Source organism: Bryocella sp. (genome assembly GCF_058498515.1).
On record NZ_JBMHYI010000070.1, the window covers coordinates 112,519 to 134,813 of the forward strand.

12 protein-coding genes and 1 riboswitch are annotated in these 22,295 nt (G+C 62.1%); of the genes, 4 read left to right on the forward strand and 8 right to left on the reverse strand.

Annotation, left to right across the window (positions count from 1 at the left end; translation table 11 throughout):
* Window positions 1–38 precede the first annotated feature (38 nt).
* The gene (locus tag AC5E6W_RS20685; protein WP_491754237.1) at window positions 39–2,495 is read right to left on the reverse strand and encodes a TonB-dependent receptor; all 2,457 of its coding nucleotides are present in this window, start codon (window positions 2,493–2,495) and stop codon (window positions 39–41) included.
* Window positions 2,496–2,745: 250 nt separating this feature from the next.
* On the opposite strand from AC5E6W_RS20685, the gene AC5E6W_RS20690 reads away from it, so the two are divergent.
* The gene (locus AC5E6W_RS20690; RefSeq protein WP_491754238.1) at window positions 2,746–6,057 is read left to right on the forward strand and encodes an alpha-mannosidase; all 3,312 of its coding nucleotides are present in this window, start codon (window positions 2,746–2,748) and stop codon (window positions 6,055–6,057) included.
* A gap of 70 nt (window positions 6,058–6,127) precedes the next feature.
* On the opposite strand, the gene nadC is transcribed toward AC5E6W_RS20690, so the two are convergent.
* The 5 genes from nadC to AC5E6W_RS20715 form a co-directional block, all read right to left on the reverse strand.
* Window positions 6,128–7,018, reverse strand: coding sequence for a carboxylating nicotinate-nucleotide diphosphorylase (gene nadC, locus AC5E6W_RS20695; RefSeq protein WP_491754239.1), 891 nt, complete (start codon window positions 7,016–7,018; stop codon window positions 6,128–6,130).
* Entirely contained in the window at window positions 7,018–8,601 is a 1,584-nt protein-coding gene (gene nadB, locus AC5E6W_RS20700) for an L-aspartate oxidase (protein ID WP_491754240.1), read from the reverse strand. The genes nadC and nadB overlap by 1 nt, the downstream gene beginning before the upstream one ends.
* Window positions 8,598–9,899, reverse strand: a complete 1,302-nt coding sequence (gene nadA / locus AC5E6W_RS20705) for a quinolinate synthase NadA (RefSeq protein WP_491754241.1) — start codon at window positions 9,897–9,899, stop codon at window positions 8,598–8,600. Before nadA ends, nadB begins: the two co-directional genes overlap by 4 nt.
* A gap of 190 nt (window positions 9,900–10,089) precedes the next feature.
* A complete protein-coding gene (locus tag AC5E6W_RS20710) occupies window positions 10,090–11,457 on the reverse strand; it encodes a voltage-gated chloride channel family protein (RefSeq protein ID WP_491754242.1) in 1,368 nt (455 codons plus the stop codon).
* A gap of 25 nt (window positions 11,458–11,482) precedes the next feature.
* Window positions 11,483–11,552: riboswitch (Fluoride riboswitch) on the reverse strand.
* Window positions 11,553–11,604: 52 nt separating this feature from the next.
* Window positions 11,605–12,522, reverse strand: coding sequence for a TraB/GumN family protein (locus AC5E6W_RS20715; RefSeq protein ID WP_491754243.1), 918 nt, complete (start codon window positions 12,520–12,522; stop codon window positions 11,605–11,607).
* 287 nt (window positions 12,523–12,809) lie between these two features.
* Here AC5E6W_RS20715 and AC5E6W_RS20720 point away from each other — a divergent pair, with 287 nt between their 5' ends.
* Window positions 12,810–16,160 (forward strand): TonB-dependent receptor, encoded by a 3,351-nt coding sequence (locus AC5E6W_RS20720; RefSeq protein ID WP_491754244.1) that lies wholly within the window; start codon window positions 12,810–12,812, stop codon window positions 16,158–16,160.
* A 221-nt stretch (window positions 16,161–16,381) separates the two neighbouring features.
* On the opposite strand, the gene AC5E6W_RS20725 is transcribed toward AC5E6W_RS20720, so the two are convergent.
* Window positions 16,382–17,794, reverse strand: a complete 1,413-nt coding sequence (locus AC5E6W_RS20725; RefSeq protein WP_491754245.1) for an aldehyde dehydrogenase family protein — start codon at window positions 17,792–17,794, stop codon at window positions 16,382–16,384.
* A 165-nt stretch (window positions 17,795–17,959) separates the two neighbouring features.
* On the opposite strand from AC5E6W_RS20725, the gene AC5E6W_RS20730 reads away from it, so the two are divergent.
* A complete protein-coding gene (locus tag AC5E6W_RS20730) occupies window positions 17,960–19,369 on the forward strand; it encodes an MFS transporter (RefSeq protein ID WP_491754246.1) in 1,410 nt (469 codons plus the stop codon).
* Window positions 19,370–19,420: 51 nt separating this feature from the next.
* Entirely contained in the window at window positions 19,421–21,169 is a 1,749-nt protein-coding gene (locus AC5E6W_RS20735; RefSeq protein ID WP_491754247.1) for a tetratricopeptide repeat protein, read from the forward strand.
* Here the strand turns inward: AC5E6W_RS20735 and AC5E6W_RS20740 are convergent.
* The gene (locus tag AC5E6W_RS20740; protein WP_491754248.1) at window positions 21,166–22,128 is read right to left on the reverse strand and encodes a ThuA domain-containing protein; all 963 of its coding nucleotides are present in this window, start codon (window positions 22,126–22,128) and stop codon (window positions 21,166–21,168) included. The genes AC5E6W_RS20735 and AC5E6W_RS20740 overlap by 4 nt on opposite strands.
* Window positions 22,129–22,295: the final 167 nt, after the last annotated feature.

Here is a 22,295-nt window from a genome sequence, read left to right on the forward strand (position 1 = left end):
CTCCGCCGGCTTGCTGTTTCTGACTGCGAGAATGTGCGTTAGAAGCGTGCGCTGAGCGTGCCGGAGAAGGCTCGTGGAAAGCCCTGCTGCAGCGTATTGTTACTGACCGAGGTGGGGTCGGAAGCAACGAAGCCGTTGGTGCCGATCGTGTCCCAGTACCTGTTGTTGGCAAGGTTGAAGACGTTGAAGGCGACCTTCACCTGGTCGAACTTGCCCACCTCGTCTTTGTGGTAGTCGAGGCCGAAGTCCACGACCGCGCGACTGCCCACGGAGTTGTCATCGGTGTATGTGAAGTAGCGCATGCCCATGATGTCCGAGCTGAGGTGCGCCGCGAAGCCCGCACGATGGTAGGAGAGCTCGTTCTTGTAGAGCACCTTGGGACTGTCCACCACAATCTTGCCGGCGGTGTCATAGGTGGTCGGAGCTCCGGTCTTGCTGGTCACGGTGTAGTCGGAGTCATAGGCCGACTTTGAGTAGGTGAAGCCGTTGTAGAGCACCCAGCCGTTGCCGAAGCGAATGTTGCCCGCCGCGTCGAAGCCGTTGGTGGTCACGCCGCCGACGTTCGAGAGCAGCGAGGCACCACCTGCGATGCCGGGGCCCTGTTGAATGGCGAGCAGGCGGTCGTGGAAGTTGACGTGGAAGTAGCTGACCTGCACCTGGACGGGCTCGCTGTTGTAGCGATAGCCGCCCTCTTCGGTCCATGAGGTTTCAGGCTTCAGAGTGCTGGTGAGGGCGTTGAAGCCGGCTTGTGTGGTTCCCCAGGGCGAGGTCCCGAAGCCGTTGCCGCCGGCCTGGTAGGCGCGGACGTTGTAGGCCACGTTGGCAAAGACTTCGTTGTGCTTGTCGATCTTCCAGTCCCCGCCGAACTGCGGAAGGAAGGGCTTGCCGGAGCGCAGGCTACCCTGCGCGTAGTTGGAGGCGACGTCCGTGGGGTTCAGCAGGCTCAGGCCCTCGTCGAAGCCGGCCAGCTTGCCGTTGATGTTGGTCTCTATGGTCTTGAAGCCGGCGGTGACGCCGAGGCGAGAGGTGAAGTGGTACGTGTCCTCGACGTGCAACTGGTAGACGTACTCGGGGAAAGTGTAAGCCCACTGGGTCCAGAAGGGATTCTTCGGGAACTCGTAGAGAGAGTGCATGGGCTCATAGAGCGAGGTGGCGTAGTAGCGGCGGGAGAGGTCGAAGGTCTCCTTCTCATACCAGCCGCCGCCTTCCAGCTTGTTCTTGCCGGTGTCGTAGGCGATGGACGCGACGACGCCCCCACGGCTGATGCCGTACTCGGAGGTGCGCAGCGAGATCGGGGAGAGCTGGTTGTAGTTGGCGTCGAAGGTGGGCACGTAGGGCGTGAACCATAGGCCACGGCCGTTATTGCGGTGGCCGTAGCCGGTGACGGAGAGCGTGATCTTAGGCGTGAAGGCGTACTTGAGGTTCGCGTAGGTGAGCAGATCCTTGCGAAGGCCGGAACCGCCGTAGTAGCCCGCATCCTCAGGATCGTTGGAGAGATCGCCAAAGCCGCTCTGCAGGGAGGGAATCGCGCCGGGAAAAGCGGTCGACACGCCGGGATAGAGGTTGTAGCCAGTCTTACCCTGCGCGTTGTAGGCGTTGGCGGCTTGGATAGCAGTGGCCCAGTCGCCGAAGTTATCCCAGTTGTACCCGAGCTTCTGCACCCAGACCTTGTTGAGATCCTGGTAATCAACCTCCGCGCGGTTGGAGTAGTCGATGAAGTAGGTGAAGACGCCTTTCGAGCCGAGTGTCTGCACGAGCTTGCCATTGAACTGGTAGTAGTGCTGGTTGATTTCGCCCAGGCTCTTCCACTTGTTGGCCGCCTGGTAGACGCCGGCGATGTAGAACTTGGTGCCGGTCTTCAGCAGGCCGGAGTCGAAGCGGGCGAAGCTGCGAGTGTCGGCGAAGCTGCCGAAGGTCTGGTGCGCGTCGAAGTGTTGCTTGTCACTGGGGTCGGAGGAGAAGAACTGCACGGTGGCGCCGAGGTTGCTGTTCGACGCGACAGAGAGCGAACCCGAACCCTGCGAGACGATGATGTTGCCCATGTTCTCGTCGATGAGCGCGCGGCTGATGTGCAGACCGTTGAGGTTGCCGTAGCTCATGTCGCCGAGTGGCACGTCATCGAGCGTGAAGCCGAGCTGGTTCTGATTGAAGCCGCGGACGTTGATGCGCAGGGCCCATTCGTATGCGCCGAAGGGGTCGGACTTGGTGACCTCGACGGAGGGCAGATGCTCCAGCATGGCGATTGGGCTGGTGCCTGGAGTGGCTTCCTTGAGGAGCTCGCCGGTAATCGACTGCTCATCGCGGTCCTGGCCTGGCGCCGTAACGGAGACGGTGACCGAGTCGGAGGCTTGGTACTTCTGCGGAGTGGCCGCGTCGGGCGTGGAGGTCTGGTCGCTCGGGCCCTGAGTAGCGGCCGAGGAGGTCTGTGCTGGCGAAGAAAGGCAGAACAACAAACTGGCAGACAGAAACAGGCACCCGAAGTAGGGTCGCTGCATAGTTCTCCTTGGTTTTACGGATGTTGGACTTCTGCTCCGAAGGCTAGGCAGGGGATGTAACGATGCTGTGAGCGGACGACGAATGCCGTGTGAACGGGAGCAGGCGTTTTCCACCCTGTAGCGGTGTGCGGCCAGGGCTTTTGCCGGCAGCGGTCCGCTTGCGTGGCGGCGATTTGGCGGCGGAAAATGACTGCCAGTCCTAGGGGATGTGCGATATGTCCGGTATGGGAGCGCTCTCAGAAGTGGTAGTATGGCGTCCGTGCGCATCCTCATCTCCGCCGCCGTTGTTTGTCTAGCCGCCGTTTCCGCCTCCGGGCAATCCTTTACCCCTGTTCGCGAGGTGAAGAATCTTTCGCAGGGTGCGAAGGACACGCTCAACACGCTGGCTTCGCTGGACGCATTGCCGGCCACCGACTGGAAGTTTCACGCGGGCGACGTGCCACATGGGGAGTCCGTCACGCTGGACGACTCGAAGTGGGAGACAGTCAAGGCAGGCATGACCGCGCCAAAGGAAGCCGTCTGGTTCCGCCGCGAGATCGAGATCCCGAAGACTCTGAACGGTTATGACATCACTGGCGCGCGTGTGTGGTTCCAGTTCCAGGCCGACGCGAACGGGCCGATGCCGGAGATCATCTACTTCAACGGACGACGTGTTGCTCTGGGCGAGGATCTGGAGCCGATTGTGCTCTTCGAGCCGGCGAAGCCTGGGGACAAGGTGCTGGTCGCGGTGAAGCTGCTAGCGACGGTGGACACGAAGCGCTTTCGCACGGTGCGGCTGCGCATCGAACCGAACGCGGATGGTAGTTCGACCCGTCCGAACCCGGATGACATTCGCACGGAGGCGCTGTCCGCGCAAAGCATCCTTCCGGCGCTGACGCCATCGCGCCGCGATCTGCTGCCGAAGGTCGAGGAGGCGGTTGCATCGATCGACATGAAGGCGCTGGCTGCGGGCGATCAGGGCGCGTTCGACGCTTCGCTACGCAAGTCGCAGGCGATCCTCAACACGCTGCACCCGGAGATGGCGAAGGCCAAGGTGGTGGAGGCAGGCAACGCGCACATCGACGCGGCGTGGTTGTGGCCCAAGACCGAGACCGTCGACGTGGTGAAGCGTACGTTCTCGAGCGCGCTGCAGCTGATGAATGAGTACCCGGACTATACCTTCTCGCAGTCGGCGGCGCAGTACAGCCAGTGGATGGCGGACAAGTATCCGGAGATGAATGCGCAGATCAAGCAGCGCGTGAAGGAAGGACGCTGGGAGATTGTGGGCGGCATGTGGGTGGAACCGGACCTGAACATCCCTGACGGCGAGAGCCTGGTGCGACAGCTGCTCGTAGGTCAGCGAGCGTTCAAGGATCTCTACGGTGTGACGGCGCGCATCGGATGGAACCCGGATTCGTTTGGCTACAACTGGCAACTGCCGCAGATCTACAAGCGCTCGGGGCTGGACTACTTCGTGACGCAAAAGATGCACTGGAACGATACCAACCAGCTGCCCTTCCGGTTGTTCTGGTGGGAATCACCGGATGGCTCGAAGGTGCTGACGTACTTCCCGACCGACTATGTGCATACGAACGTGAGCCCGTCGCGCATCTCGGCGGACTTTGCGGAATCGGCTGAGCGTAACCCCGGAACCAGCGAGGAGCTGGACCTGTACGGTGTGGGCGACCATGGCGGTGGGCCTACGCGCGTGATGCTTGATGAGGCTGATCATTGGATCGCGACCGGCAAGCAGGGCGACGCGGCTGTGCCCACCATGCGCTATGGCACGGCGCAAAGCTACTTCGACGACGTGCAGAAGAAGATCAACCCGGATTCGCCTACGTGGAATTACGATTCGCTGGCGAAGGGGTGGACCGCGCCTGCTGCAGGGAAGCTCGGCATGATGGGCGTTCCCACTTGGAAGGATGAGCTTTACTTCGAGTATCACCGTGGCGTGTACACCACGCAGGCGAAGCACAAGTGGAACAACCGCCACAGTGAGCTGGCGACGCTGGATGCGGAGAAGCTTGCGTCGTTCGCGTGGCTCGATGGAGCGGCATATCCGGGCGCGGAACTGACCGAGGATTGGAAGAAGATCACCTTCAACCAGTTTCATGATCTCGCTGCAGGCTCGGGCATTGGTGTGATCTATCGCGACGCGCAGGAGGAGTACACGGAGGTCTTCCACTCCGACAAACTGATCAGCGAAGCATCGACCCAAGCACTGGCACTGCATGCGGACACTCGTGTGAGCTCAGGTGTGCCGGTGATGCTGGTGAACCCGCAGGCGTGGCCGAGTTCGGGCACGGTGGAGGTTGCGGTTGCGACGCCGGATGAGGCGAAGGCAGTGCACTTCGTCGATGCGGCAGGGAAGCCGATGCTCGCGCAGCCGGTAGCCAACACAAAGAACGACGGGTTGGTGCACATGCTCGTCGAAGCGAAGGATGTTCCCGCGCTCGGGTATGCCGTGATTCGTGCGGAGAGTGGAACTGCTGATGCGACGAGCAGCCTGAAGGCCACGCAAGGCGCTGGCGGGATCGCGCTTGAGAACGCGAAGGTGAAGGCGGTCATTGACAAAAAGACGGGTTGCATCACGAGCCTGCAATCGGGTGGCGTGGAGTACCTCGCGGCAAACTCATGTGGCAACCAGCTGCAGACTTGGTCTGACACGCCGAAGCAGTACGATGCGTGGAACATCGATCCGGGCACGCTGGATAAGCCGATGACGCCGATCTCTGCGGTGGACTCGATCTCGCTCGTGACCGACGGCCCCCTGCGCAAGACCGTGCGCATCGCTCGTCATTGGCAGAAGTCGAGCTTCGTTGAGGAGATTTCGCTCGATGCCGATGCTCCCTTCGTGCGAGTCGATGGCAACGTGGACTGGCACGAGACGCATGTGCTGCTGAAGGCTTCGGTGGCGCTCGCCGCGACCGGGCCGAAGGCGACGTATGAAATCCCTTACGGCTCGATCGAGCGGCCGACGACGCGCAGCAACAGCTTCGAGAAGGCACAGTTCGAGGTCCCGGCACTGAAGTGGGCGGACCTTGGCGACGCGAAGCAGGGTGTGTCGTTGATCAATGATGCGAAGTATGGCTACGATGCGGTGGGCAACGAACTGCGGCTGACGCTGTTGCGCTCGGCGACGTGGCCTGATCCGGATGCGGACCGTGGGGAGCAGCACTTCGCGTATGCGATCTACCCGCACACTGGCTCGTGGAAGGATGCGCATACGGTGCAGCTTGGCTACGAGTTCAACGATCCGCTGACGGCGGCGCAGGTGATGGCGCATGCGGGCTCGATGCCTGCGGCGGCTTCTATGGTGAGTGTAGAGAATCCGAACGTGGTCCTGACTGCCGTGAAGAAGGCGGAGGATTCCGACGCGCTGATCTTCCGCATGTACGAGTATGCGGGGCAGGCCAGCGAGGTGAAGCTGCATGTGCCAGCGGGCGCGCTGCGCGTGACGGAGACCAACCTGATGGAGAAGCCGGAGGCGGGGCGCGCGAGGCTGGCGGACGGCGTTGTGACGGCACCCATCAAGCCCTACGAGATTCTTACGCTCGAGGTCGCGTATCCGCACAAATAGCTCTCATCGTCACAAACGAGAATGGCCTGCACCGGTGATCCAGTGCAGGCCATTCTTGTTTGCGATGGAGCTAGTCGATGTCGAGGCCGAGGTCGAGGGCTCGCACGCTGTGCGTGAGAGCTCCTACGGAGATGATGTCTACTCCGGTCTCGGCGATGGCACGGACCGTCTCGAGCGACACTCCGCCACTGGCTTCGATGAGCACACGGCGGTTGCCTTCTTCGCGCTTGCTGCGTTGACGGATAAGCGCAACGCCGGTGCGCAGATCATCGAGCGAGAAGTTGTCGAGCATGATGGTGTCTACGCCAGCGGCCAGCACAGCTTCGATCTGGTCGAGGCGATCGACCTCAACTTCCTTGTGCGTAGTGTGAGGCAATACAGCGAAGCTCTCGCGAAGCGCAGAGGTGAGATCGCGTTCGCCATTCGCCGTAAGGATAGCAAGGTGATTGTCCTTGGCCATCAGAGCATCGGAGAGCGAGAAGCGATGATTATGCGCACCGCCGCAGCGGACGGCGTAGCGCTCGATGAGACGGAGGCCAGGCGTGGTCTTGCGTGTGTCCGCAATGCACGCGTGAGAGCCTTCGGTTTCACGCACATACTTTGCAGTGAGGGTAGCGATGCCGCAGAGGCGCTGCGTGAAATTCAGCGCGACGCGTTCCGCAGTGAGGATAGTTCGCGCAGAGCCGTCAACGGTGGCGATCACGTCACTGCTCAGGAAGCTTTCGCCGTCATGAATGGCGAAGCTGATGGTTACGTCGCCAGAGAGCCTCATGGCGGCGGTGAAGAGATCTTCGCCGCAGAATACGCCATCTTCCCGGGCGACGAGTTTCGCAGTAGTGCGCGCGTCTTCAGGGATGAGCGACTGCGCGGTGATGTCTCCCCAGGGAGCATCTTCGGCGAGCGCCATGCGGACGAGAGCGTCAATCGCAGAGGCCGGAGGGGCTGCGAGGAACGGACGCATCAGCGCGATACCGCCAGTTCATCTGCCGTGTCGGTTTGGGTCGCGGTCGAGTAAACCAGCGAGCGACGCCAAAGTTCCTGCGCCTCCGGATAGTCAATGCGGAAGTGAGCGCCGCGGGATTCGGTGCGGGCCAGTGCGGCTGCGGTGACGACACGTGCGATAGCCAGCAGATTCGCGGTCTCCAGCGATTCGAGGTCGCCGCCGAAAGCGCGCCAGCTATCGAGCTGCACAAGCGCGGCGCGGAGCGTGGAGCCACTGCGCTCGATGCCCACGGCGTCCCACATCACTGCCTGTAACGTCTGCCGGTTGACTGGCCGAGTGAGCACGCTGGTGGAGGAAGGTAGATGGAGGGAGGCAACTTGTTGCGTGGCTGGGATGGACCAGCGCTCGCTCTGCCACTCGGCGTCGCCGTTGAGCAGGTTTGCGCAGCGCCACGCGAAGACGAGGCTCTCGAGCAGCGAGTTGGAAGCGAGGCGGTTGGCGCCATGTACTCCGGTACAGGCGACCTCGCCTACGGCGAAGAGCCCGGGGATCGAGGTGCGGCCGAAGAGATCTGTGCGAACCCCGCCCATCCAGTAGTGCGCAGCGGGTGTGACGGGAATGGGGTCGATCGTCCAGTCGATGCCACGCGCGAGGCAGGCGCGATGGATGCTGGGGAACCGGCGTTCGAGGAAGCCTTTGCCGTTGCGCTGCTCGAGCACGGTGGCATCGAGGCGAACCGGGGCGCCGTTCTGCTCGGCCATCTGCATCGCGATGCCCCGAGCAACGACGTCGCGCGGGGCGAGCTCGGCATCGGGATGGATGGCTTGCATGAAGCGGCGGCCATGGGTATCGATGAGGACAGCTCCTTCGCCGCGCACAGCTTCGGAGATAAGGAAGGTGTCGCCGGTCGCGAGCGCGGTGGGATGGAATTGATAGAACTCTGCGTCGGCGATCTGAGCACCGGCGCGAAAGGCCATCGCGAAGCCATCGCCGGTGGCTCCGATGGGGTTGGTGGTATGACGGTAGAGTTGGCCTGCACCACCGCTGGCGAGCACGACGGCATCGGCGCTGAGGGTGCGGCGCGTGCCGGCCTGCAGCACCTCCATGCCCGTCACGATACCGCGCTCGATCAAGAGATCGCAGGCGAAGGTGTACTCGAGCACGTTGACCTTCGAAGAACGCACGGCGTGCACCAGAGCCAGCTCGATGGAAAGGCCCGTGGCGTCGCCCTTCGCGTGAAGGATGCGTGCGTGCGAGTGTGCCGCTTCGAGACCACGCGCGAGCTCGCCTTCGTGCCGATCGAACTCGACGCCCAGCGCGATGAGGTCGCGGATGCGCGTGGGGCCTTCCGTGCAGAGGACTTCGACGGCTTCGCGATCACAGAGGCCAGCTCCGGCCCGGAGCGTATCTTCGATGTGCTCGGCGACGGTGTCGTCGGGGAACATGACGGCGGCGATGCCACCCTGCGCCCAGCGCGTGTTGCTCTCGGCGAGCTCATGTTTGGTGATGAGCGTGACGTCGTGGTGCTTGCTCAGCTCCAGCGCGGCGATGAGGCCGGCGATGCCGCTGCCAACGACGATGATCTTCTTGCGGCGATTCATGCTGCAGGTCCCTTCGGGTTAGGCTTCAGCGCGAGCATACGCTCCAGCGCAATCCGTGCCGGGACAGCGATGGTCTCGGGCACAGTGATGCGGTTGAGGACCTCGCCACGCTCCAACGACTCGAGGACCCAGGCGAGGTAGCTGGGGTGAATGCGGTACATGGTCGAGCAGGGGCAGATGATGGAGTCGAGGCAGAAGATGGTCTTGTCAGGGTGCTCGTTGGCAAGCCTCTGCACCATGTTGATCTCGGTACCGATGGCGAAGATGGAGCCCGCGGGAGCGGCTTCGACGCGCTTCTTGATGAGCTCGGTCGAACCGCTCTCATCGGCGGCGTCGACGACTTCCATCGTGCACTCCGGGTGAACGATAACGCGCACGCCGGGATGACGCATGCGAGCGAAATTGATTTGGTCCACGGTGAAGCGCTTGTGTACGGAGCAGAAGCCGTGCCAGAGGATCACCTTTGCGTCGCGGATCTGATCGGGTGTGAGGCCGCCCATCGGCTTGTTAGGATCCCATATCGGCATCTGCTCAAGCGGGACGCCCATCTTCTTGGCGGTGTTGCGGCCCAGGTGCTGGTCGGGGAAGAAGAGGACGCGTTGACCACGCTCAAAGGCCCACAGGAGTACGGTCTCCGCGTTGGACGAGGTGCAGACCACGCCACCGTGCTCGCCGCAGAAGCCCTTCAGCGAGGCAGCAGAGTTCATGTAGGTGACAGGCAGAACGGGCTGCTTGCCTTCGACGTCATTCGCCGAGCCGAGGACAGACGTGAGTTCCTCCCAGCAGTCGGTGACGGAGTCGATCTCGGCCATGTCAGCCATGGAACAGCCGGCGGCGAGGTTGGGCAGCACGACGGTCTGGTCGGGACGCGAGAGCATGTCGGCGGTCTCGGCCATGAAGTGGACGCCGCAGAAGACGATGTAGTCGGCGTTGGGTCTCGTCTTCGCGGCCTGCGCGAGCTGGAAGCTGTCGCCCAGGAAGTCGGCGTAGCGCACGATCTCGTCGCGCTGGTAGAAGTGGCCGAGGATCACGAGGCGTTCGCCAAGGGTATGCTTTGCGGCGCGGATGCGGAGATCGAGATCCGCCGGCGAGGCGTTGCGGTACTCGGCGGGGATGATGCCTTGCTTGGGTGCGTCGGAGGGCAGGGCGTCGGCAGTCGAGGCGCCCGGGCCGTAGCCCTCGGCGTCGTGCTCCCAGGGGCCTTCGGCCAATGCGGCCGAACACGTACTACGGATACTGCTTGCTCCTGGCTGTTCGCCAATGCGAATCAACTGGATGGTTTCGTCGATCGATGCCACGTACAGCTCCTTCAGGGCCCGTTGAATCCTTGCGTGCCGAGCCCTGGATGGTGCGTCCCGCCACGCACTCATTGGATACACCGAGCCGCGCGAGGGGTTCGCCTCTTAACAGGCTATCGTGTTTGTCGTGTAAAGATGTCCCCGGTCCACCCAGCGTTACGAGCGCGTGGTATCCGGGTCGGTAATCGCTTCAGCGCTTTGCAGCGATTTCGGGCTCGACTGCCGGCTCCACGTTCGGCGGGAGTCCCTCTTCCATGTCGCGTTTGGCGATCATCGCCAGTGACTGGCCCTCGGCTGCATTGCGGCGCGCGAGCTTGCTGCGGCCCACTCGCTGCGAGCCGTAGATCCCGGTGTGGCCGGAGAAGAGATAGCTCATGACGCAGGCAATGGCGGCATACGCTCCGACTTCGCCGCCGAAGAGCTCCACTGCGAGCAGGGTGGAGGCGATGGGGGTGTTCGCTGCTCCGGCGAAGACAGCGGCGAAGCCCATGCCCGCGAGGAGCCCCGGGGGCAGCGGCAGTAGCCGTGAGAGCGCATTGCCCAACGTCGCCCCGATGAAGAAGAGAGGCGTGACTTCTCCACCCTTGAAGCCGGTGCCGATGGATGTCGCGGTTAAGATCAGCTTGCCGGCGAAGTCATAGGGCGGCAGCTTGTCGTGGAAGGCGGCGACGATGGTGGGGATGCCGAGGCCGAGGTAGCGCGTAGAGCCCAGCGCGAGAAAGGCTGCGGTGACGAGCAGGCCGCCCGCGAGGGGGCGAAGCTCAGGGCGCTTGATGAAGCGGCGCGCGGTGTGCGAGATGGCATGTGTGAGCCGAGCAAAGGCCATCGCGACGAGCCCGAAGGCGACACCTGCGATCGCCGCAAGCACGATCCCGCGCAGGCTCATCGCGGGGACGTCGCCGACCACGTAATGCGTGTGCGCGACGCCGGGAACGTAGCGTGCCCAGGTGCGTGTGACGAGATCACCGATGAAGGCGGCAAGGAAGCAGGGTGCGATGGCGTCGTAGCTGAGCTTGCCGATCGCGAGTACTTCGATGCCGAAGACAGCCCCGGCCATCGGTGTGCCGAAGACCGAGCCAAACCCTGCGCTGATGCCGGCCATGAGCAGGATGCGGCGCTCGGCAGGGGAGAGACGCAGCGGGCGGGTGAGCTGATCGGCGAGTGAAGCTCCAGTCTGGAGCGCGGTGCCTTCGCGACCTACCGACGCGCCGAAGAGATGGCTGACGAACGTGCCAATGAGGATCAGCGGCGTCATGCGGGCGGGAAGCGTCTCCTGCGGGTCGTGGACCTCTTCAAGGATGAGATTGTTGCCGCCCTCAACCGCGCCACCAAAGAGCTTGTAGAGCGTGCCCACGGCCCAGCCCGCGGGAGCGAGCAGGAGGATCAGCCAGTGGTGCGACTCGCGGACATTGGTGGCCCAGGTGAGCGAGCCGAGCAGGACTGCGGAGGCTGTGCCCGCCATAAGTCCGACGGCGGAGGCAATGGGAATCCAACGCGCCAGATCCTTGACGATATGAAACTGTTCGCTGAAGAGGCTGCGGGGCGTGTTTTCGGTCAAGGGATCTCCTACGGATCTGGTTTGCAAGATCGTAGGAGTTATCAGCTCCAGCCGGAACGGCGGGCGTCGTGGCGAACTCCATCGCCTACGGTTGTGAGCCCAAGGTAGCAGGCTGGCAGGGGAGCGTCAATCACCAGACGGTGAGCTTTACAGCCGATCCACTTGATAACCGGCCTTGCGCAACAGCGCCAGCAGGCCGTCCGGACCGATGAGGTGGGCTGCACCGACGGCGACGAACACGGTCTGGTTGCCCTGGACGAGCTGGGTGAGAGTCGGCATCCAGCGGAGATTGCGGTCAACGAGGACGCGACGGTAGAGGGCTGGATAGTCGTCGTGGATCTCGCCCTCCATCGTTCTTTCCAGAGCGTCTTCATCACCCTTGTACCAGGCCGCGATCAGGTCGTTGAGCTGCTGCGGACCGCGGTCGAAATCGCGTAGGGTGACGTCCAGGTAATCCAGCTCCTCGCGACGGGGAAGGTCTGCAAAGATGTGGATCTGCTGACTGAGCGTTTCAAAGCCGTGGACGGGTTTGCCTGCCTTTACGAAGAGGGGCTTGATCACATATTCGACGCCGCTTTGCTGGGTATAGCCGGCCTGCACCACCGGGGCCATGCTGAGGGTTAAAGCGGCCATCCAGGGACGCATCAGGTCGACGTCGCGTTCTCCACTCAAGCCGGCTTGCCTGGCGACCACATCCACCTTGCTGAGCTGAGATCGGGTGAGCTTGCTGGATAACGGGTGTTGCCGATCGATGCCGTACTGCAGGGCCAGCTGCTGCATCGCTGCGTGGTCCTCGGGGTTCGCGACCTCGCCCCAGAGCCCGGAGCTGGCCTGCATGGCCTGGTCGATCTTGAGCGTGCGCCAGGCCCGGCCGGGGGGAAGGACATGCACGGTGCCGAAGAGATAAACCCTGGCGTGGGGTCCCTTGACGACCCATAGCGCGGGGTCTGCGTAGGCACTTGCAGCCGGAAGCGCGGCCAGTGCAACCAAGGCGAGCAGGCGAATGAGGAGGCGCGTAGCGCTTCCAGGGAAGTCTGCAGCAGAACGGATACCAGCGGAGAGCATGGACAAACTGTAGCGAGGTGAAAGGGGGCGGGGAATACACCGGGAGTGGAGGTGCGGTACACCGTCCGCACACATCGTGTGGCCGAGGCCTGGTACCACGCAGATCACGCTATCAGCGGTCCGACGTTACAGCAGGATGGAACGGTGATGGCACGGTTCATTCATTGACATGGTGGGAAGGTCACTCCTAGTATCCGCGGCGACTCGCAGAAGGTATGCGAGCGGATGCCAGGACCCGCGGTCGCACGCGTCAGTCTCAAAGGCACAACTCTTTGAGGTCGGACTACATGAAATGTTCTCGCCTGACGCTGGCAGCCATGTTGTTGCTGCTCGTCCCCGGCACCAGCCGGACGCAGTCTCTCAATACTTCGCAGATCTCGGGTACAATCGCCGATCAAACGGGCGCGGCGCTGCCAAATGCTGAGGTGAAGCTAACCCAGACGGACACGGGAATGGTTCGTACGGTGATGACGAATGCCCAGGGACAATACGTGGCTCCAGACCTTCCGCTGGGCCCTTACATGATCGAGGTGCATGCGCCGGGGTTCAAGGCTTACGTGACGAAAGGCGTGACGCTACAGGTCGGCACGAACCCTGACATCAGCGCGAAGCTGGAGACGGGCGCGGTGACGGAGACGGTGACCGTCGAGACGCTTTCGACGGCGCAGGTGGAGACGGAGACAAACGGCATTGGTCAGGTGATCGATCAGCGCCAGGTGGTGGATCTTCCTCTGAATGGACGTGATCCTACCCAGCTGATTGCGCTGGCCGGCGCGACGACGACGGCCCCGGCCGGGGACCTTAATACCAACAAGAACTTTCCGTCGATCACGCTTTCGGTGGCCGGTGGCCTGCCGAACGGCGTCGCGTATGTGATGGACGGGGGCATGCACAACGATCTCTTCAACAACCTGAACCTTCCTATTCCGTTTCCGGATGCGCTGCAGGAGTTCAAGGTGGAGACGAACTCGTTGCCGGCACAGTATGGCGACCACGCGACGGCAGCGGTGAACGTGATCACGAAGGGCGGCAGCAACCAGTTCCACGGCGACGTCTTTGAGTTCGTTCGAAACTACATCTTCAACGCGGCGAATTTTTTCGGTTATAACTCGGCCACTGGAGTGAAGGTGCGGGATAACCTGAAGCGCAACCAGTTCGGCGGAGTCATTGGCGGACCGATCGTCAAGAACAAACTATTCTTTTTTGGCGGATTTCAGGAAACGATCACGCGATCGACGCAGGCTCCGACGGCCGTCTATGTGCCTACGCCGGCGATGATGGCGGGCGATTTCACGACGATCACCTCGGCGGCGTGCCAAGGAACGGCGCTGACCTTGCCTGCACCGTTCGTTGGCAACAAGATCAACCCGGCGCTGTTCAACCAGCAGGCGCTCAATGCGATTGCTGCGGGTATTCCAGTGAGCAATGGCAACACGGGTACGCTCGGCTGCGGACAGATCAACGTCTACCTATCCAATAACTCGACGCAGCAGCAGGCGATTGGCCGCGTGGACTATACGATTAACCCGAGCCAGAGCGTCTTTGCCCGCTACTACATCGCGCGGTTCAACTCACCGGTTACGGTGACCGGTGGCAACCTGCTGCAGGCGAACCAGGTGAACCAGTTCAACCAGGACCAGTCGGTCACGATTGGACATACGTACTCGATTACACCGCGGATCATCAACTCGATCCGCTTGACGGGAAATCGGACATTGGGGCAGCGCACGCTGTATCCGTTCTTCGACCCCTCATCGCTGGGCATCAACGACTACACGACCCCGGCGGACAAGGGTTTCATGGGCATCGCGATCACGAATGGCTTTTCACTGGGGCAGGGCGGTAACAATCCCGGTTACTTCAATACGACGGACTACCAGCTCGTCGACGACGTGAACATTGTTCGGGGGAATCACCAGATCTCTTTCGGCGGCAACTACTTTTACGCGTACATGAACTCGGTGAACGGCCGTCCGGTGAACGGGACGTTCTCCTTCGCCGGTACGTTGTACGGCGCGGGAAAGCTGGGTTACGCGGACTTCCTGCTGGGGACGCAAACGAGCACAGGAACGACGTTCACGCAAGGCAATCCTGATCTCGAGAACGACGTGTATCACTACGTGGGTACGTACGGTCAGGACTCATGGAAGGTGCGAAGGAACCTGACGATCAACTATGGCCTGCGCTGGGAGCCGTACATTCCTTTCTATAACCGGAACGCGCATGCTGAGCACTTCAGCATGGCAGACTTCGCGGCGGGCAGGATTAGCACAGTCTATCCATTGGCCCCAGCGGGACTGACGTTTGCCGGCGACACTGGCTTCACAGGACGCTCCTACAACGCCGGCACGCTGAATATCTTTGAACCGCGAGTGGGCGTGATCTGGGATCCGACCGGCACGGGCAAGATGTCCCTCCGTGCGGGCTACGGCAAGTTCTACGACACGCCGCAGATGTTCTTCGATACTCGCTTCTCGAATGCTCCGCCGTTCGGACAGACGGTTTCGCTGAACGGCAACGTGCCCTTCACGAACCCGTGGTCCGTCTATCCGGGCGATCCGCAGACTCCGGCGGGACAGGATCCATTTCCCGCGTTGTCGCATCTGAGCGCGGCTACGCCGTTTGTTACCGGTGGCACTTACATCAACATGCCAGCAAACCTCAACCCGGAGTACCTGCAGCAGTACAACGTGAGCCTGCAGCAACAGGTGGGGAACTACCTATTTTCGATCACCTATCTGGGGAACAAGACATCGCATCTGCCGATTTCGTATGAGGCGAACCCGGGCGTCTATGGACCAGGCGCAACGACCGGAAACACGCAGGCACGGCGCGTGCTTTCGCTGCTCAACCCTGCGCAGGGCAAATACTACGCCACGATCGGGCAGTATGACGATGCGGGTAGAGCCAACTACAACGGTCTACTGGCGTCGCTCCAGACGCACACCAGGACGATCGACCTGGTGGCCAATTACACCTGGGCGCACTGCCTGAGCATGGCGGAGACGACGGAGCTGACGGGCCCTTCGTACATCATTCCTCCGGCGTATGACCCCAACGGACGCAACTATAGCTACTCAAACTGCGACTCTGATCGTCGTCAGGTGGCGAACGTTTCGTCGGTGCTGCATGCTCCGAAGTTCGAGGGCCGCTTTACTAACCTGGTGGTGGGAGGCTGGGGTCTCGGCACCATCTTCACGGCGCGCAGTGGAGGCTTTGGCACGGTGACTTCGGGATCCGACAATGCGCTGAGCGGCATCTCCAATCAGCTTGCGGTGATTACTGGCAATCCTTATTCGGGGGCGCGTACGCGGTTCGGTGCGAACAACAACCTGGTGGCGTCGGCGTTTTCGAGCCCGGCTACGGGAACGTATGCGCTGACGCGTCCGCTCACGATCGTTGGTCCGGCGAGCTACGAGCTCGACATGGCCCTGTTGCGGGACTTCCACACCTGGGAGCAACAGTATCTGCAGTTCCGGTGGGAGGTCTTCAACGTACCCAACGAGGCGATCTTCCTGAGCTCGGCGACCGGCGGAACGAATGCGCAAGTCGGCGCAAGGAACAGTTCGACCTTCGGCAACTTCACCACGGCGGACAATCCGCGCATCATGCAGTTCGCTCTGAAGTACGTCTTCTAACCTGAGCTGAGCGGGCCGGTCGCGGCTTGCTTCACAACGCAGACGCCTGCCTTCGGGCAGGCGTTACGCTGTGTGGCGTGGCAGGTTTGAAGAAAAAGCACGATTGAGCTGTGAGTGGCGGGCTATGAGCTTCGAGTTGCTAGTTGCTGCAGCGGTGATGGGGCAAAAGATCGCCCTCTCCGCAGGACGTGGAGAGGGCTGGGAGTAAGTGGGGATGATATCTAGTAAGTCCGGGTGCCGAAGTATTCGCCAAAGATTTCCTGCTCCGAGGGGCGGTTCTCCGGGATGGGGCGGCTCACCCAGGTCGTCTGCATGTAGTGCTTGAGCGAGACGTTCTCATTGGTGATGTTGCCTCCCCAAATGCCGCAGCCCATCGAGGAAGTCATGGGCATGCCGTTGGTGAAGGAGCCGGAGTTTGCTTTGGATTGGGCCTGACGGACCATCATGCGGCTCACCGGGGCGAGGCGAGCGAGTTGGTCGATGTGGTCGTCGTTGAAGGAGTAGATGCCGCAGGAGTGGCCGCGGCCGCCGACCTTGTAGATCTCGGTGACCATCTTGAGGAGGTTATCCCACCCGCTGTACTTGAAGATGGAAAGCACGGGCGACAGCTTCTCGCTGGAGAAGGGATAGTCTTTGCCGATGTGGTCTTCGGGGACGATGAGAAAAATCTTGCCATCGGGGATGGAGAAGCCGGCGAGCTCGGCGATTTTCTTTGCGGGCCGGGCGATGGTGGGCGCGGTGCGGTGGCGCTCGTCGTCCCACATGACGTCCTGGAGCTTGACCTTCTCTTCGGGCGAGACGAGATAGCCACCTTCTTCCTGCAGTTTGGCGAGGAAGGCGTCGTAGACGGTCGCTTCGACGAGGAGGTTGCCGTCGGAGGAGCAGCCGGAGCCGTTGTCGGAGACCTTGCTGATGCGGGTGTTGCGGGCGGCTTCAGCGACGTCTGTGGTCTCATCGAAGACCATGGTGGCGTTGCCTGCTCCGACGCCGTAGGCGGGCTTTCCGGAGCTGTAGGCGGCCTTGACCATGGCGGGACCACCGGTGGCGATGGTGAGATCGCAGATGCTGAGGAGATGGTTGGCGACGGGGATGTTGGGACGTTCGATGACCTGAAAGACATCCTCGGGTACACCTTCGCGACGGAGGACCTCGCGCATAATGTTGACGGTCTCGATGGTGGTTTGCTTCGCTGCGGGATGTGGGGAGAAGATGACGACGTTCTTGGCCTTGATGGCGAAGATGCCGACGCCGACCTCAGTAAGTGCGGCGTTGGTGACGGGCACGAGACCGGCGATGACGCCGACAGGCTTGGCGTACTTGACGATGCCTTTGGCTGGATCTTCCTCGATGATGCCCATGCTTTTTTCGGGGAGGATGTCGCGGAGGATGCCCTGGATCTTGAAGCGCTTTCCGATGCGGGTGGGGAGGTCGCCGAGGCCGCTTTCTTCGATGCTCTTGGCGGCGAGGCGGCTGAAGGTGGTCTCGTTGGCGCAGGCCCAGCCGATGGCCTGGCAGAGCTTGTCGACGCGCTGCTGATCGTAGTCCTTGATGGCTTCGAGCGCGGCGTTCGCGCGCTTGAGCATCTGTTCCAGCTCGAGCTTCTGTTCTTCGGTGATGACCTTGGTTGTTGCCATGAGTTGCGGCGATCCCTTTCCTGCAACGCCTCAGCTACAAATCGCAGCGGGCGATTCCACGGTTCAGTCTAGCGCCGGGAATCAGGGCTTTCCGGTGCCTAACCGTGGCGATACGGTTCGCTCATTGATGGCGTTACGTTGCGGGTGCTAGTGTTTCTCCCGTTCATGGCGACTGTATCTTCGATCCCTCTGCAATCCGTTGAGTTGGAATCCGGCAGCACGACTTCCTCCGCGCAGGACCCTGTTGGAACGGTGCTGACCGAGAGCGGCAGCGCGCTCGAGACACGGGCTCCGGCGCATCCCGCGCCGCTATGGCTGGCGGCGTCCATCTGGGCGATTGCTGCGCTGTACTACCTGATCGGTTTTTATCAGCGCGTGTCTCCCGCAGTGATGACCGACGAGCTAATGCGGGCGTTTGCGATCGGGGCGGGAAGCCTGGGCAACCTGTCGGCGTTCTACTTCTACTTTTATGTGGCGATGCAGATTCCGACGGGCATCCTGATTGATTTGTGGGGGGCGCGCAAGCTGCTGATCGGCGGGTCGCTGGTCGCGGCGACGGGTACGTTCCTGTTTGGGTTCACGCATAGCTTTGTGCTGGCGTGTGCAGGGCGGGCGATTATTGGCGGAGCGACGGCAGTGGGCTGGGTGGTGCTGCTGAAGCTGACGACGCACTGGTTCCCGGCGAAGCGATTTGCGATGCTCTCGGGGCTGGGCCTGCTGTTCGGAAATCTTGGAGCGTTGACGGCACAAGTTCCGCTGCGGATGGCGATACAGGCGTTCACGTGGCGGCCGGTGGTGATGGTGTCCGCGGCTGCGGTGCTGGGAGTCGGGTTGCTGGCACTGCTTTTCGTGCGCAATGATCCGAGCGATGCTGGCTATCTCAGCCATGCTCCTGCGGCGGTGCAGCGCGGCCACATGAGCACGGTGGACCTGCTGAAGGGCTTCCGGAGGATCTTCGGGTATCGGAACACGTGGCTGATTTTCCTTTCGCAGGGAGCGATCGTGGGGTCGATCCTCACGTTCACGGGTCTGTGGGGAACGCCATACCTGCGGGTTCGCTATGGGTTGACGCCAACTGAAGCGGCGACGGTGTGCTCGGTGATGATTGCGTGCTGGGCTGCCTCGAGCCCGTTGTGTGGAGCGCTCTCGGACAAGATTGGAAGGCGCAAGCCGATCTATGTGGGTGGATGTCTTGTGGCGGCGGCGGGATGGAGCTGTATGTTTTTTCTCCCGGCACTTCCGCTTGCGGGGTTCATCGCGATCGCGGCCGCGACGTGCGTGGCGAGCGGATCGGTGGTCATCGGGTTTGCGTTCGGCAAGGAGGCGGTGCCGATGCAGTTCCTGGGGACGATCTCGGGGACGGTGAACATTGGCAACATGGTGGGGCCGATGCTGCTGCAGCCGGCGGTGGGCAAGGTGCTGGACCACTACTGGAGCGGGCAGATTGCGCGCGGCGTGCACGTGTATAGCGTGGCGGCGTTCCAGCATGCATTTTTGCTGCTGATTGCGTGGCTGCTGCTGGCTTCGGTGCTGCTGAGCCTGACGACCGAGACGCATTGCAGGCAGTCGGCATAGTGCATGATCTTCGCACTGCAACCTCGCGGAAAGCTGGAGTAAGATGACGCCGTGGCAGTGAAGCAGCAGGTAGCGACTAGAGCAACGGAGCATGAGACGGCGGTTCGCCGTGTGCTTCATAGCATTGTGCAGAGCAAGGCTTTTCGGCAGGTCGATCGGCTGCAGCGGTTCCTCACCTACATCGTGGAGGAGACGCTGGCGGGTCGTGGCGATTCGTTGAAGGAATACCCCGTCGGCGTCGATGTCTTCGGGAAGGATCCGAGCTTTGATCCGCGCATGGACCCGATCGTGCGCGTGCAGGCGCGTCGGCTGCGGATGCGGCTGGTGACGTACTACGCCGAGGAAGGCCAATCCGATCCGATAGTCATTGAACTGCCGAAGGGTGGGTATACGCCGACGTTCCGCGCAGCGGAGCCGAATCACGCGCCGCAGAAGGCTATGGCCGCGGCGGCGGTGAGCCGGAACTCAGTGGCCGTGGCAGGCTTCGAGGATGATTCTCCTGGACATGATCTTCGCTACTTCTGCAACGGCATCTCGCAGGAGATCATTCAGGCGGTGGGTAAGGTGCAGGGGCTGGTGGTGCTGAGCGCGCAGGGCGGCCAGGCCCGGCAGGCAGCGATTGTGATCGAGGGCAGCGTGCGCCGGAGCCGCGACATGCTGCGCGTTACAGCGCACGTGACTGATACGCTGCGAGGCTGCTATCTGTGGAGCCAGACCTTCGATCGAGCGATGGGTGATGACTTCGCGGTGCAGGAGGAGATCGCACGCTGCGTGGTGGAGGTGCTGCGGGATGAGGTGATCAACCGCAGTGGTGCGGGGACGGGGCGGTCGCTGGGCACGAACAACATGGTTGCGCACAATCTGTACGTGCAGGCACGTTATCACCTGGAACAGCGGACAGAACTTGGCCTGCACAAGGCGCTGGAGTTCTTTTCGCGAGCGACGGAGGAAGATCCGAAGATGGCGGTGGCCTATGCGGGACTTGCCGATGCGTACAACCTGCTGGCGCACTATGGAGCGTCGGCTCCATCGGAGACCTGGACGCGCGCGGCCTCAGCTGCGGCGCAGGCGGTGACGCTGGACGATGCCTCGAGTGAGGCTCATGCTTCGCTCGCGCATTTGAAGGCGACGCAGGACTGGGACTGGATAGGAGCGGAGGCTGAATTTCGGCGGGCGATCAGCCTGAACCCGCAGAACGCCGTGGCGCATCTCTGGTACGGGGTTTCGTGTCTGGCGTCGCTGAGCCGGCTGGACGAAGCGCTGAACGAGGTGAAGCTGGCGCAGGCGATCGACCCGGTATCGTCAATCATCGCGCGCAACATTGCGTTGATCCACTACTACCAGCGCAACCTGGAGCTGGCGCTAGAGCAGAGCGATCTGACGATCGAGCAGAACCCGCATTTCGCAGCGGCGTACTGGACGCTGGGGCTGGTGCAGGAGGGGCGTGGCGAGCTGGATGAGGCGGTCGCGGCGTTCACACGGGCGATTGAGTTGTCACCGCCGAATCCGCGGGTGCTGGGAGCGCTGGGCAGCGTGTACGCGAAGGATGGACGGCGCGATGAGGCGCAGGCGATCCTGCGGCAGCTTAAGGAGCTCAGCGAGACTCGGTATATCTCGCCGTTTGAGCCGGCGTTGATCAACTTCAATCTTGGACGGCGCGATGAGGGGTTCGAGCTGTTGACGCAGGCATTTGCGGATCGGTGCTTTGAGCTGATCACGATTCATATCGATCCGCGGTTCGATGCGATTCGGAATGACGCGCGATACAAGACGCTATTCAAGAAGCTGAATCTGCCTTAGGGCCTGATTGCGGCGGGCTGGGGCGTGATGTTCGCATCCGTGAGGCGGAGAGCCCAGCGGAGAGCTTCGAAGTACATGCTCTGGACGGCGCGGTCGTCCCAGTCGCTGGGGTCGTGGCCCAGGGCGTTGTAGTAGACGCGGCCCTTGCCGTAGGTCTTCGCCCAGGCCAGCGGCCAGTCCTGATCCTTGTGGTGGACGAGAGGCGCGTTGAGGTCGAGACCGCTGACGTCGAGGCGCAGAATCACGTGGGCGTTGGCTCGTGAAAAGCCTTTGATCTGGTAGTACTCGTCGATGTGAGGAAACTCGTGCGGCAGCGATTCCATGCCGGGGAACGTTGGATCTTCGACGATGACCTGTGCGGGGATGATGCCCCAGGGGTGCTCGTCGAAGCGGCCGCCGACCATTTCGCCGAAGGCAGGCCAGGAGAAGAAAGCGGTGGCTCCGGAGTGGGCGACGACGAGGCCTTTACCGTCGTCGTGGACGAAGCTGAGCAGATCGGCCTTTTGCTGTGCGGTGAGATCGATCTCACGGACGCCGAAGAAGAAGATGGCGTCGAAGTCGTTGAGGTTTTTGGCGTAGAGCGAGGGCGTGCCGTCAGACGCGAGTACTTTGCCCTTGGTGATGAGCTGCGAGTCGGTGCGGATGAAGGTGTCCCAAAGGCCGGTCTCGTAGCCGAGGCGCTCGATAGTGGCAAGGGCGTGGGATACGGAGTCGTGCTGATAGCCATTGCGGACGTCTCCCCAGGCGAGTACGCGCATGCGGTGTGGGACGAAGTTGGTGTGGTAGCTGTAGTCGCCGACACTGGCGGCGTTCATGCCGGGGCCGATCCGGACTCCCTGCTGCATGCCCAGGTCGGCGTTGCCCTGTTTGGGCTGTGGAGATGGCGCGGTCTGAGCGCGCGCCGCGGAGGAAATGATTGAGATGGCAGCGGCGACGACGAGGCGAACGGAAAGTCTCATGGAGGGGAGTCCGGGTTCAACGCGGTATTTCGAACGTGGCATCTTCGCCAAGCAGCCTAATCGAACGAGCCGCATGCTGGCTGTGATTTGCTGCCTGCACTCCCTCGGAACAGTAGCGATACCGTTCAGGCTGGCGTCAACGTGTACAAGGCCTCGCTGGTTGCACT